Consider the following 13324-nt stretch of genomic DNA (forward strand, 5'->3'; position numbering starts at 1 on the left):
CCTCGGCCTGTCCGGATTCCCCCTGGCAGTGATCGTCACGCTGGGGCTGGTCTCCATACCGGTCAATAACGCCTTCTGCCGCTATCTCTGCCCATACGGAGCCCTTTTGGGGGTGGCGTCGCTGCTTTCCCCGCTCAAGGTAACCCGCAATAAGGGCGCCTGCGTGTCATGCGGCGTCTGCAGCCAGTTTTGCCCGTCATATCTGCCGGTAATGGCCAAGGAGAGGATACACTCGCCCGAATGCATCGGTTGTTGGCGCTGTATCAGCAACTGCAGGGCTTCAGGGGCGCTGGAGATGAAACTCCCCGGCGGCAGGATCGCAATTGCCGGGATTCTCTTCGCAGCACTGGTGATAGGTATTTTCTGGGGGGGATCGGCTATCGGCAAGGCTACCGGGCATTGGCAGAATCGGCTGACTGCCGCCGATTATGCCCGGCTGCTGCAGAAATAGAAAGGGGCGCCTTTTGCACGGCGCCCCTCCCACAAATATCCGGATGATTCGGTCTACCCTTCCTCTTCCTCGCCAATGGCGATCTCGCGATAGACCCGCTCCTCTTCAAACCTCTTGGTCTGGGCCTGCTGCCGCTCAATATCCGACTTGCACTTGACGCAGTGGCGGGCAAAAGGCAATGCCTTCAGTCTGCCCAAAGGGATCTCCTCTTCACACTCCTCGCAGATGCCGTATTCGCCCTCTTCCAGCCTCATCAGGGCCTCGTCGATATTGGCAAGCTTCTCGCGCTCCCGGTCTCCGAGCAGCATGCCGAGTTCACGGTCGCGTTCGCTCGAAGCCTGGTCGTATATGTCGCCGCTCGGCTCGCCAGTGACCGTATTGGCTCCGGACTTCATCGCCTTGGTTATCTCATTGAGCGCATCCTCTTTCATCTTGACGAGGATCGCTTTCATCTCCGACTTTTTATCAACCATGTCCATTGAACTCCAAAAAATAATTAAGTTGCCCCAAGGGCGACGAAATAATACAGCAATTTCCCCGCTTGTCAAGGGAAAAGCCCTCAAGCCAACATAGCGATTTTACTAGGTTATTATCTCGCCTATCAGATCATAGTCCGACGAATCGGTTATCTTCAGCCGTACGATATCCCCGACATCCGCCTGTCCGGCGGTAATGTAGACCTGGCCGTCGATGTCCGGGGCCTGGCGCGAGGTGCGCCCTTTAAGCAGCAGTTCGGTCTCCTCGCTGTACCCCTCCACCAGGACATCCTCGACCATATCGACCAGGCGGCGATTTTGCTTGAACGACAGCCTGGCCTGGGCCCTCATCAACTTTTTGTAGCGGTCCCGCTTGACCCGCTCCGACACCTGCTCCGGCATCTCGGCAGCCGGCGTTCCCTCCTCGCGCGAGTAGCAGAACACCCCGAGCCGGTCAAACTGCGACTCCTCGACAAAATGGAGCAGCTTTTTGAAATCCTCCTCGGTCTCGCCGGGGAAACCGACAATCAATGAGGTCCTGAGGGCAATGCCCGGCACTTCGGCCCGGATCTTCGGGATCAGCGCCCGGATGTCATCCTCGGAACTGCGCCGGTTCATCCGCTTCAGCACCGGGTCACTGATATGTTGCAGCGGAATGTCGAGATACTTGCAGACCTTTTCCCCCTCACGGATCAGCGTGAGCAGGCCGTCGGTGATCCCGTCCGGATAGGCGTAAAGCAGCCGGATCCAGCGCAGCCCGCCGATAGCGTGCAGCTCCTTTACCAGCCATTCGAGGTTGATACCGCCTTCAAGATCGCTGCCATAGCGGGTGATATCCTGCGCCACCAGGTTCAGTTCCCGTGCACCGTTGGCCACCAACCGCCGCGCCTCTTCCAGGACCAGCTTCGGCGGCCGGGAACGGAAAGCACCCCGCAGGGAAGGAATAACACAGTAAGAACAACAGTTGGAGCATCCCTCGGCAATCTTCAGATAGGCTGTATATAGTGGCGTAGACTGCATCCGCGGCAGCTCGGCATCGTACAGGTAGTTCGGGTCCCCGGTATACAGGATCTGGCCTTCGGACTCGTCCTTTTCGGCAATGATCTCGGCAATGCGTGGGTAGTCGCCGGTGCCGACGAAGATGTCCACCTCGGGGAGTTCCTTGGCCAGTTCCTGCTGATACCGCTGCGGCAGGCAACCGGCCACAATCAGCAACCGGCAGTTGGCGTCATGCTTCCGGTCCGCCAGATCGAGGATCGTGTCGATGCTCTCCTGCTTCGCCTCCTTGATGAACGAGCAGGTGTTGACGATAATGATGTCCGCCTCATGTTCGTCGGTGGTGATCTCGTATCCGGTGTTTGACAGGTAGCCGAGCATCACCTCCGCATCCACCAGGTTCTTCGGGCAGCCGAGGCTGACCATGCTGACTTTCTGAACTTTAGTTTCTTCCACAAAGACCTCTTGATGCTATATTTTTTGGACTTCTGCGACAAGGCCGACCCTGTCCTTTTAACATGAAAGTATGTAGAATTCCCGATGAGCGCGAGGCGCTCAAGTGAGGAGTCATATCAGCGCTACGCCGCACAAGGCATCCCGCAGAGCAACGCCGCAATCGCGAGAAAGCCATATTTCTATTCCCGGAAATTCACGAACTGCATTTCGATATCCAGATCCTTCCCCTTCAAGAGGGCGATGGTCTCCTGCAGGTCGTCGCGGTTCTTGCCGGTGACTCGCACCTGCTCGTCCTGGATCTGCGCCTGGACCTTGATCTTGCTCTCCTTGATCACGGCAATGATCTCTTTCCCCTTCTCCTTGGAGACCCCCTGCTGGATGGTGATAATCTGGCGCACCATGCCGCCGGAGGCGTTTTCGGCCTTGCCGTACTGGAGCGCCTTGATGGAGATCCCCCGCTTGAAGAACTTGGACTGGAGGATGTCGATCACGGCCTTGAGCTTGAAATCGTCGTCGGCCAGGACCTTGATGCTGTCCTTTTCCTGGGTGATCTCGCTCTTGGACCCCTTGAAGTCGTAGCGCTGGCCGATCTCCTTGACGGTCTGGTTGACCGCGTTGTCAACCTCCTGCATGTCTACCTTGGAGACAATGTCGAATGACGGCATGTTACCCTCCTGATAATGGTTATAGTGGCAAAGCCTACAAATCCGCAGGGATTATGGCTTGATTATTTCAACCCCTTTGGGAACTTTAAAGGTGAATTTCCCGGCGCCGAGCCCCTGGTTGACCTTGACCCTGGAATAATCGATGGTGGTGCTGGTGCCGATCTGGTCGTAAACCACGGACGAGACGATCGGGAACGGGTCTTCGGCCTCGTCGTTCTTCCGGTATTTTTCCACCGCAGGCGCGGCCACAGTTAGCTGGAGCCGGGCAAACGCCTGCCCACCCTTTTTCGGCACGAGGTCGATCAGGTAGTTCCCCTTGGCATCTCGCCCCGTGCCCGAAATGCTGATCTTGAAATCGCGCGACACGTTGCCGAGGCCGGTGAGGTAATTGAGCGCAACCCCTCCCTGGGCCAGCATCCTCTTGACATCGCTGACCATGACCTGCTTGTTTTCCGGGATATAGAACCAGACCTGCCTGCCGTCTGAAACGATCTGCTGTTTCGGTTTCCGGTAGTCAAAGCGAAACATGGCGGTACCGGTTTCCGGCATTTTCATCATCAACTCGCCGCTCCCCTTTTCGGTTCTTTTGAGCGCGGACAGGAAGGTCTTCTGACTGAATTCCGCCTGCAGGTCCCGCAACTGCCGGTACCCCTGCTCAACGGTTGCTACAACCGCCTTCAGGTCGCCAGCTGCTCCACCATCCCCCGGGTGCGGCCAGTGCTGCGGCGGGATGCCAGGCAAGCATGAACGACAGCACGGCGGCAATCGATAACATTCTGTTTATCGGCATGAATCAATCCTCTCGCAAAAAAGGCGACACAGACTGATGTCGCCTCACTATGAAATTAGCGGCGTCCGGTGCTCCCCGGAGGCCGGACGGTCTGAACATCCGCAGGGATATCAAAGGTGAAGAGCAGGTCGCCGAGCCCCATATTCGGCCTGATATTGCTGAATTCCAGGACAGTGGCATTCCCCTTGTGGTCGATTACGGTGGTGGAGAGAATGGGGAAAGCCAGCTGCGACAGGTCCTTCATCCGGTTCCCCCGGTTGTTGGGGTTGATGATGTGCCTGCCGTTGTTCTGGACGTAGCGTGTCACCGCATCCTTGTTGACCACGATGAACAGTTTTTCGACCGTCTCCATGGCCTGCCTGGGGGTGAGCTCCAGGATGTAGTTGCCGTTCATGTCCCGCCCCTGCGGAGAATAGGAGATCTGGAAATCTTTCGAGATCCGGGGCAGCCCCTGGAGAAAATTGAACCCCCTGTTCCGGGAAGGATCGGCATACTGCGGGTCGAAAAATGAGGTCATATCACTAAGGATGACCTGACGGTTGGCCGGAAGATAGGTCCAGAGCGAGGCGCCGTCGGTCACGATTTCATGGCGCGTGGGGCGGAAATACTCAAAACGGAACTTCAGCGGTTCGCGGTGCTTGTAATCGGCATTTTTGAACAGGAACTCACCGTCCGCAATCATCTCCTTCGGGGTTTTTCCGGCAATAATTGTCTTCTGGACAAAGTCGGCCGAAAGGTCGTACAGAAAGAGCGTGTCGTCGCTGTACCTGCTTTCGCCGTCGCTGGAAAACGACTTTTCCACCGTATCGATCACATCCCGGAGGCCAACAGCGACCCGCTGCTGAGGGGGCGTCTGGGCAAAGACAGTTGCGGAGCATCCCAAAACCACGGCCAGAAACATGAAAAGAGCCCGAAAATTAATCATATGCACCCCTCCTGTGAGGGTGAATTGTGCCACAACTGCGGCGGTGACGCAACCTCTTAAAACAGGGTTGCCGGATCGAGAACGAACACAACCTCCCCATCGCCAAGTATCCCGCCGCCGGCGAGCCCGCGTAAGCGGTTGAGCGGCCTGCCGACCGGCTTGACATGAATCTCCCGATGTCCCAGAACCCGATCGACAATTAACCCCGCCGGCTTCCCTCGGAACATCGCCACAATGACCGGAATGAACCCGGTCATGCTTCTCCGCAGCGGAACTCCGATGACCCGGTTCAGGCTGAGCAGCGGGATCTCCGTATCGTCCAGCAGGAGATAGGCGCGGCGGTCCCGCGACATCACCTGCTCCCTGGTTATTTCCAGGGTCCTCAGAACCGAGCTCACCGGAATGGCCACCTTGAGTCCGCCCATACCGGTTAGCAGCACATTGATGATGGCAATATTGAGCGGGAGACGGAGAGTCATCATGCTCCCCCTCCCGATCCGGGAATCGATGGCGAGACTGCCGCCCAGAGACTGGACGGTCGCGCGGACCGCATCCATGCCGACCCCGCGACCGGAGACGTCGGTAACCTCGGCAGCGGTGGAGAACCCGGCGAGGCATGTCAGCATAAAGGCCTCGCGAGCAGAGAACTGCGCGCCCTGCTCGGCGGTTATGATCCCCTTGGCGACCGCAGACCTGACCAGTGCCGCCGGATCCATCCCCCTGCCGTCATCCAGCACCGATAGCACGGCCTGGTCCTTTTCCCGGCCGACCGTGAGCCTGACACTGCCGATCGGGTTCTTCCCGGCCCCCTTGCGAACCTCCGGTGGTTCAATGCCGTGATCCACAGCGTTTCGAAGGATATGCAGCAGCGGATCCGCAAGCTCTTCCAGAACACCCCGGTCCAGCTCGATCTCCTTACCCACAACCGTGAAGGAGATCTCTTTCCCCTGTTTCCTGGCCAGATCCCGGACCACGCGCGGGAACCTTTCGGCCAGCACGGCAAACGGCATCAACCGGGCCTGCATGACCGTCTGGTGCAATTCCCTGAGTAGCTTGCCGAGATCGTTAAGGGTTTCCTTCAACCGCGGCGCCTCGACCCCCCGGGTTATGTTCAGCAGCCGATGTTTGCTGGTGAAGAGTTCGCCGGTCGTATCGATTAACCGGTCCAGGATTTCGGTCCTTACCCGTACGGTATGAAGCGGCTCGCGAGGGGTGTCCTGGGACTGCGGAGCAGGGGCGGAGACTGTTGCCGGTTCAGGGGCTGGCGCTACTGCGGCCGGTTCTGCGGAAGGGTTGAAGCTTGAGAGCCGGCCGGAAATCGTTTCGATATCGGCGGTAAGGGGGCGATCAGCAGCCACATCGTCGAGGAGGACGGCAATGATGTCGGCCCCTTCCAGCAACAACGCCCCGATCTGCCTGCCGAACAGGAACTCGCCATTCCTGACCCTGGACATCAGGTCTTCCATCCGGTGCGCCAGGTCGGCGATCAGGCCGTAATCCATCGAGGCGGCCATCCCTTTCAGGGAATGGGCGGAGCGAAACAGGGCATTGATCTTTTCCTGATCCGACGGTTCCTCTTCGAGGGCCGCAATCAGGCTGTTCAGGGCTTGAAGATGCTCCTGCGCCTCGGTGAGAAAAAGTTCCCGGTACTGGGACATGTCCATGTCAGGCGATTTCCTCCAGTCCGGCAAACATCACTTGGGTCACACCCTGGAGATCGGCATCCAGCTTGTCCAGCAGCGCTGCGGCAGAGACCAGGGAGACTTCGTGACCGTGGATCTCCAGCACCGCCGCCATCGGGGCGTCCCCCGCCCGAACAACTCCGGCCTCGGCAGAGGGGATAACACGCTCCACATCGTCGACCCAGAGGGCCAGATCAGCGAGAGAACGGTCGAGGACCATTATCTTCCCCGCAGCAACTCCGGTTCCGGATTGAAGATAACGGCTGAGGTCGAGCACCGGCGTCAGGGCGCCGTGGGAGTTCATGACCCCCTTGAAATAGCCGGGCGCCATCGGGATCGGCCAGGTTTCGGGGAGTTCACTCACCTCGGTTACAGTAGCCAGATCTATGGCCATCCTTTGCCCGGCCAGGCGAAACAGCACCAGCCGGTCGATGTCACTTGCCATCTTGTTCACCGACGCGGAACTTCTCGACGCAGCGCAACATCTCCTCCGCCATCCCGGCAAGCTCCTTGGCGGCATCGGCCATTTCCTGCATGGCAGACGACTGCTCTTCCGTGGCCGCCGACACCTCTTCGGTAGAGGCGGCGTTGTCTTCGGCGACCCGGGCAATCTCGTCAACCATTTCTACCATCTTTCCCGCCCCCTCGTTCTGCATCTGGGACAGGTCGGCGATACTGTTGGCCCGCCGCTCGGTTTCACTTACCGTGGTGAGGATTTCGCCGAAGGCGGCGGCGGTAATGTCGATATTCTTTTTCCCCGCCGCGATGGAGCGGAAGCTTTCCGTTATAGTCTCCGAAACCTTCTGGCCGTCCTCCTTGATGGAGGCGATCAGATCCACGATCTCGGTTGCGGATGTACCGGTGCCGTCGGCGAGCTTGCGCACCTCGTCGGCGACCACGGCAAAGCCTTTGCCGTATTCACCGGCCCGAGCCGCCTCTATGGAGGCATTCAGGGCCAGAAGATTGGTCTGGCGGGAAATATCCAGGATGATGTCGGCGATTTTGCCGATATGCTGGAGCCTTTTGTTGAGTTCCAGGTAAAGCTGTCCGGTCAGTTCCACTGAACCGTAAAACTCCTTCATCCTTTCCAGCGAGTCGTTGGCCAGTTCACCGCCGCGCTTGGCAGTTACACTGGTGTCCCGGGCCGCTTTGGCCGCCTCTCTGGCCCGTTTTGCCACCAGATCGACCGAAATTGCCATCTCATGAATGACCTTGGAACTCTTGGTCACCATCTCTGCCTGGGTTTCGGCGCCCCGGGAAATCTGTTCGATCGCCTGCGCCACCTCCTCGGTGGAGGCGTTGATCTCGATGGCAGTTGATGAGAGGGTTTTGGACTCTTCAAATACCCGCCTGGAGATATCCCTGATCTGCCGCACCAGCGCCCGGAGATTCTCGGCCATTATGTTGATCGACTCGGCCAGGCACTGCGTCTCGTCCGGGAAACGGGACTGCCGCAACTCCACATCGCTGGTCAGGTCTCCGGAACTGATCGCTTCCGTAGACGAGGTAAGAAGTCCCATATTCCGGCTCGCCCTCCGGGAAAACAGCCAGCCGAGAATCAGCCCGATCGTGATGGCAACCACATAGGAGAGAACGGTCGTAATCTCCGGCGCATACCCCAGCTTGCGGATCAGATCCGGGACAAATGCCACTGCTGCGACCACCACTATGCAACCGAGAATGAATTTGTATCCCAACGGAATATACATTGAGCTCCCTCCTGCCGCTATAAGCTGCAATAAATGAAAGCCTTATCCACCCTGCTGTTGGCCCGCAGCCGGCAACGCCCGGTAAATCCGCTCTACCGGGCTGACCGGGGCAAAATACCGGCGGGCCTCGCCGATCATGGTTTCGGATTTCCCCAGCACCAGAAAACCGCCCTCGGAAAGCGACCGGGCAAAACCTTTCAGCAGCAGCTCCTGCCAGGGCCGCTCGAAGTATATCATGACGTTCCGACACATGATCAGGTCGCACTTCCGGTCAAACCCGGACGAAAAGATCTCCTCCTCCCGGAAAGTCACCATGTCGCGGATCTCGGCAGCAAGCCGAAGCTTGCCACCTTCCCGGGCAAAGTACCGGTCGACAAGAAGGGGCGGCACCTCGGCAACCCGCTCAACAACGTAAAGCCCTCTGCGAGCGGCATCCAGGATCTCGGCATTGATATCGGTGGCAATGATCCGGACCGGAATCCGTTTGATCAGATCGCTGAAATACTCCCTGAGAATGATGGCAAGCGCGTACGGCTCCTCGCCGGTCGAACAGCCGACACTCCAGAACACCGCTTCGCTCCCGGTTCCGGCCCGAACTGCCAATAGCTCGGGGAGAACCGAGTCGCGCAGCATGTCGAATACCGACGGGTTTCTGAAGAAATGGCTAACATGTATGGTGAGCGCCTTGTACAGCTGCGTCATCTCCCGCCCGTCATGTTCGAGAAGGCGGCAGTACGCCGTGGGAGTGTCGGAATTTGTTGCCCGGATCCGGATGTTGATCCGCCGCATAACGCATTTATCTTTGTATCTGCAGAGGTGAAAGCCGATCCGTTCCTCAAGAAGCCGCCGGATTACAGCCATATCTTCGGGCCCGATTTCCGGTATGTCGGTCAGGGCAGGGAGGGTATTGGGGGTATCAAGGGACATGTCGCCTCAAAAATGCCGGAACCCTTTGTGATCCGAGCGGTACAGCTCACCGGTCGGGAAAGCCGCCTGAATCCCTCCATCTGCATTGATTTCACCGATGACAGTCGCCCGGGACTCCATGCTGGAAAACAGGTTTTCGGCATCGTGCCAACGGTCCGGGGCCAGAGTGAACAGCAGTTCATAATCCTCGCCACCGGCAAGCGCCAGGGAGAACGGATCGTTGCAGAGCTTGGGGGCATGATCCCGGAAATACCCGGACAGCGGAAGCCGGTCGATCTCCACCCGCGCCCCGCCTCCGGAGCATTCGAGGATATGGCCCAGATCCGCAAGCAATCCGTCGCTGACATCGATCATCGCGGATGGGATGCCCGCCTCAGCAAGCAAGAGCCCTTCGCTACAGCGGGGTACCGGGTCGAGATGACGGGACACTGCGCCCCCTTCGCGAACACCCCTGCGCAGTTCTTCCAGGCCGAGCGCCGAATCCCCCAGCGAACCGGTCACGCAGATCAGATCTCCCGGCTTTGCACCGTTGCGATAAACGACCTTTTCGGCGAGCTGCTCGCCCATCAGGGTGATGCTGATGACCAGCCCCGACCTCGAAGAACAGGTATCACCTCCGACCAGAGCGACCCCGTGCCGGTCGGCCATGGCAAGCATACCGCTGACGAATCGGTCCAGGAATTCCACATCGGACGCTGCCGGGAGCCCCAGGGAGAGGAGGAACCATCTGGACTTCCCTCCCATGGCAGCCATATCCGAAAGGTTTACGGCCAGGGATTTTCGGCCCAGTTGTTCCGGCGTCGTGAACGACAGATCAAAGTGAATCCCTTCGAGCAGCATGTCCGAAGTAACCAGCTGGACTCTGCCCGGCGAAGGCTCCAGTGCAGCCGCGTCATCGCCGATGCCGCACCGAACTCCGTCTCTTGCCGCTGCCCGTTCCGCGATCCGGCCGATCAGGCCGAATTCCCCCAGCGAAGCGATATTCAAGCATTCCCCCGGGGCAAAGCCTTGGGTGAACGCCGCACCGGCTTGCCGGCAGGCACCGGGACCTTGGCGGCCTTGGGCACCGGCGGCGGCCAGGTTTCCAGGGCAACCTTCAGGACGTCGTCAATCACCTTGGCCGGCACTATGGTCACCTTCTTCAGGATATTCTTCGGTACGTCTTCCAGGTCTTTCACGTTCTGTTCGGGTATAACTATGGTGGTAACACCGGCGCGAACCGCAGCCAGGATCTTCTCCTTGAGCCCGCCGATCGGGAGCACCTTGCCGCGCAGGGTAATTTCGCCGGTCATGGCCACATCCTTGCGCACCGGGATCTTGGTAAGCGCAGAGACCAGGGCCGTTGCCATGGTGACTCCCGCTGACGGACCGTCCTTGGGAATAGCGCCGGCCGGCACATGGACGTGAATCTCGGTGGTGTGAAAGAAATCCTCGGCCAGGCCGATTTCCTTTTCCTTGGCCCGGATCCAGGAGAGCGCCGCCTGCACCGACTCCTTCATGACGTCCCCAAGCTGGCCGGTCAGGGTCAGCCCGCCCTTACCCTGCATGATGGTGGCCTCGACATAGAGCACTTCGCCGCCGACCGGTGTCCAGGCCAGGCCGGTGACCACGCCGATCTCATTCGTCTCCATCTCCTCCTCGCGCAGGAATTTGGGGGGACCGAGATATTTCGGCACTGCCGAGGCATTGATGGTGAAATGACGCTTCTCCCCTTCCGCCACCCTGCGCGCGACCTTGCGGCAGATGGTGCCGATCTCGCGCTCCAGGTTTCTCAGCCCGGATTCGCGGGTGTACTTGGCGATGACCGCCTTGATCGCCTCGTCGGTAAAGGAGATGTACTTGTCGGAGATCCCGTTCTCCTGGGTCTGGCGCGGCACAAGGTACCGCTTCGATATCTGCAGCTTTTCCTCTTCCGTATAGCCTGCGAGGGTGATGACCTCCATCCGGTCGCGAAGCGGACCGGGGATGGTATCCATCTGGTTGGCGGTGGCAATGAACATGACGTTCGAAAGGTTGAACGGAAGGTTTATATAATGATCGGAAAACATGAAGTTCTGCTCGGGATCGAGCACTTCCAGCAGCGCCGATGAGGGATCGCCGCGGAAATCGGAGCCGAGCTTGTCCAGCTCGTCCAGCATGAACACCGGGTTGTTCGATCCCGCCTGCTTCAGCCCCTGGAGAATCCTGCCGGGGAGCGCGCCGACATAGGTCCGGCGATGGCCGCGGATTTCAGCCTCGTCGCGCACCCCGCCGAGCGATATCCTGACGAATTTACGCCCCATGGAGCGGGCAATCGATTTGCCGAGCGATGTCTTCCCGACCCCCGGAGGGCCGACGAAACATAGGATCGGCCCCTTCATCTTCTTCTTCAGCTTTCTCACGGCCAGGAATTCGAGGATCCTCTCCTTGATCTTGTCCAGGTAGTAATGGTCTTCGTCGAGGATCGTCTTGGCCTTCTTGATGTCGAGCCCATCCTTGGTGGCCTTGGACCAGGGGAGTTCCACCATCCAATCAAGGAAGGTCCGGAGCATTCCGGACTCTGCGGCATCTGGGTGCATCTGCTCAAGCCGCCCGAGCTGCTTGAGCGCCTCTTTCTCGATCACCGGCGGCATCTTGGCCGCGTCGATCGCCTTGCGGATTTCGGCGATCTCCTCGGCGCGGGCATCGCTCTCCCCCAGCTCCTGCTGAATGGCCCGCAGCTGCTCCCGCAGGTAATACTCCCGCTGGCTTTTCCCCATCTCCTCCTTGGCCGCCGACTGGATCCGGGCCTGCATGTCCAGCAGCTCGTTCTCCTTGTTGAGCAGTTCGTTCACCCGCTTGAGCCGCTCGATCGGGTCAAAAATCTCCAGGAGTTTCTGGGCCTCTTCCACCTTCAGCCCGATGTTGCTGGCCACCAGGTCGGCGAGGCTGCCGGGGTCCTGCATGTTTTCCACAATAACCATCACTTCCGGCGAGATTACCTTGCCGAGCGCAACGATCTTCGACAACTGCTCCTTGATGGTCCGGATCAGCGCCTCGGTCTCCAGCGACGTTTCAGCATCCGCCGGCTCGACGATCCTCTCGACCCTGACCGAGTAGTACGGACGCGACGCAAGATACTCGGTAATGCGCCCTTTGGTCAGCCCTTGGACCAGGATCTTTACCCTGCCGTCCGGGAGCTTGAGCATCCTCATGATCATTGCCACTGTTCCGACTTCATAAATCGCTTCGGGCTCAGGATCCTCGTCGCCGACCTCCTTCTGGGTCGAAAGGAAGATCAGGCGGTCGCCGGAAAGGGCATGATCCACAGCAGCAATCGAGATCTCCCTCCCGACGAACAGAGGGAGGATCATATAGGGATAGACCACCACATCCCTTACCGGAAGCAGCGGCAGCACTTCCGGAATCTTCAGCTCTTCGCCTTCCGGCTGCTTGATGTTATCCATAAATGCTTCTCCTTAGAATCCTTAATAGCTTTTCAATTACATCAATGAACTACCCGAAAAAACGATGTACTTAATGACACCGCCATCATTCAATGGGAACGTCGCGGATTACTTCCTGGCGATCATGCAGCCTGGGGAAGGTCACTGTCAGCGTACCCTTGTCATACCTTGCCTTTATCCCTTGGATGTCCGCGGCCGGGGGGATCTCGATCATCCGGGAAAAATGGCCGAAATGGCGCTCCACCCTGATGAACCGGCACCCTTTCCGCCCTTCCTTCCGCTTTACCCCTTCCAGCAGCAGCGTGTTGCAGCATATCGAGAGCCGGAGATCTTTCCGGTCGAATCCGGGGAGTTCGAACTCGACCACATAGTTGCCGGCGGTCTCAAAGATATCAACCAGGGGTTGGTATTCGTGTTCTTCTTTCCCTCCGAGACGTTCGGCGCTGGAGAGGTAATTGAAAATTTCTTCAACCTGCTGCCGGAACAGCGTCAGCCAATCCACCGGGTCCTTTGGAATCACTGGCATTCTCACTCCATTCAGGGGAAACTGTCCCTTCTATGCTACTACAACCGAGACCTTGAAGATTTAACCACCTTTACCGCGAAAGTCAAGGCACGAGGGGGAGCGCGAGAGCCAGAGGGCCGCAGCACGGGCCTAGCAACGAGGCTGAACCTGAAAACCATTGAATATGCTGCCTGCGATATGTATAATCCCCTCTTGATTTTTTATAAACGGTTAACGAGGCGATAATGAAACGACCTTTGACGATCATTTCCATAGGGATCCTTGGCCTGCTCAGTTGCGGGTTCAACTGGGGTTTC

13 protein-coding genes are annotated in these 13324 nt (G+C 58.5%); 1 reads left to right on the forward strand and 12 read right to left on the reverse strand.

Going from position 1 to position 13324, the window contains the following annotated elements; genetic code table 11:
* Window positions 1-451, forward strand: a 451-nt coding sequence (locus tag OR1_RS20040) for a 4Fe-4S dicluster domain-containing protein (RefSeq protein ID WP_041974820.1), incomplete at its 5' end; no start/stop codon positions are given.
* A gap of 53 nt (window positions 452-504) precedes the next feature.
* On the opposite strand, the gene OR1_RS20045 is transcribed toward OR1_RS20040, so the two are convergent.
* The 12 genes from OR1_RS20045 to OR1_RS20100 all read right to left on the reverse strand — a co-directional run bounded on the left by OR1_RS20045 (window position 505) and on the right by OR1_RS20100 (window position 13028).
* The gene (locus OR1_RS20045) at window positions 505-924 is read right to left on the reverse strand and encodes a TraR/DksA family transcriptional regulator (protein ID WP_041974837.1); all 420 of its coding nucleotides are present in this window, start codon (window positions 922-924) and stop codon (window positions 505-507) included.
* Window positions 925-1032: 108 nt separating this feature from the next.
* Entirely contained in the window at window positions 1033-2349 is a 1317-nt protein-coding gene (gene rimO / locus OR1_RS20050) for a 30S ribosomal protein S12 methylthiotransferase RimO (protein WP_041974839.1), read from the reverse strand.
* A 209-nt stretch (window positions 2350-2558) separates the two neighbouring features.
* Entirely contained in the window at window positions 2559-3044 is a 486-nt protein-coding gene (locus tag OR1_RS20055) for a YajQ family cyclic di-GMP-binding protein (RefSeq protein WP_041974822.1), read from the reverse strand.
* A 51-nt stretch (window positions 3045-3095) separates the two neighbouring features.
* Window positions 3096-3785, reverse strand: coding sequence for an outer membrane lipoprotein carrier protein LolA (locus OR1_RS20060; protein ID WP_160295287.1), 690 nt, complete (start codon window positions 3783-3785; stop codon window positions 3096-3098).
* Between the two features lie 104 nt (window positions 3786-3889).
* Window positions 3890-4759: an outer membrane lipoprotein carrier protein LolA gene (locus OR1_RS20065; RefSeq protein WP_041974824.1), complete on the reverse strand. Its 870-nt coding sequence runs from the start codon at window positions 4757-4759 to the stop codon at window positions 3890-3892.
* A gap of 56 nt (window positions 4760-4815) precedes the next feature.
* The gene (locus OR1_RS20070; protein WP_041974826.1) at window positions 4816-6423 is read right to left on the reverse strand and encodes a chemotaxis protein CheA; all 1608 of its coding nucleotides are present in this window, start codon (window positions 6421-6423) and stop codon (window positions 4816-4818) included.
* A 1-nt stretch (window position 6424) separates the two neighbouring features.
* Entirely contained in the window at window positions 6425-6886 is a 462-nt protein-coding gene (locus tag OR1_RS20075; protein WP_041974843.1) for a chemotaxis protein CheW, read from the reverse strand.
* Window positions 6876-8150 carry a methyl-accepting chemotaxis protein gene (locus tag OR1_RS20080; protein ID WP_041974828.1) on the reverse strand — a complete coding sequence of 425 codons (1275 nt, stop codon included), beginning with the start codon at window positions 8148-8150 and terminating at the stop codon, window positions 6876-6878. Before OR1_RS20080 ends, OR1_RS20075 begins: the two co-directional genes overlap by 11 nt.
* Window positions 8151-8192: 42 nt before the next feature.
* Window positions 8193-9077, reverse strand: coding sequence for a protein-glutamate O-methyltransferase CheR (locus tag OR1_RS20085; RefSeq protein ID WP_041974830.1), 885 nt, complete (start codon window positions 9075-9077; stop codon window positions 8193-8195).
* 6 nt (window positions 9078-9083) lie between these two features.
* Window positions 9084-10064 (reverse strand): thiamine-phosphate kinase, encoded by a 981-nt coding sequence (thiL, locus tag OR1_RS20090; protein ID WP_041974832.1) that lies wholly within the window; start codon window positions 10062-10064, stop codon window positions 9084-9086.
* Complete coding sequence (gene lon / locus OR1_RS20095; protein ID WP_041974833.1) at window positions 10061-12502, reverse strand: endopeptidase La; 2442 nt, start codon at window positions 12500-12502, stop codon at window positions 10061-10063. The genes thiL and lon overlap by 4 nt, the downstream gene beginning before the upstream one ends.
* Window positions 12503-12587: 85 nt before the next feature.
* Window positions 12588-13028, reverse strand: coding sequence for an Hsp20/alpha crystallin family protein (locus OR1_RS20100; RefSeq protein WP_041974835.1), 441 nt, complete (start codon window positions 13026-13028; stop codon window positions 12588-12590).
* Window positions 13029-13324: the final 296 nt, after the last annotated feature.

Source organism: Geobacter sp. OR-1, assembly GCF_000813145.1.
Lineage (GTDB): Bacteria > Desulfobacterota > Desulfuromonadia > Geobacterales > DSM-12255 > Geoanaerobacter.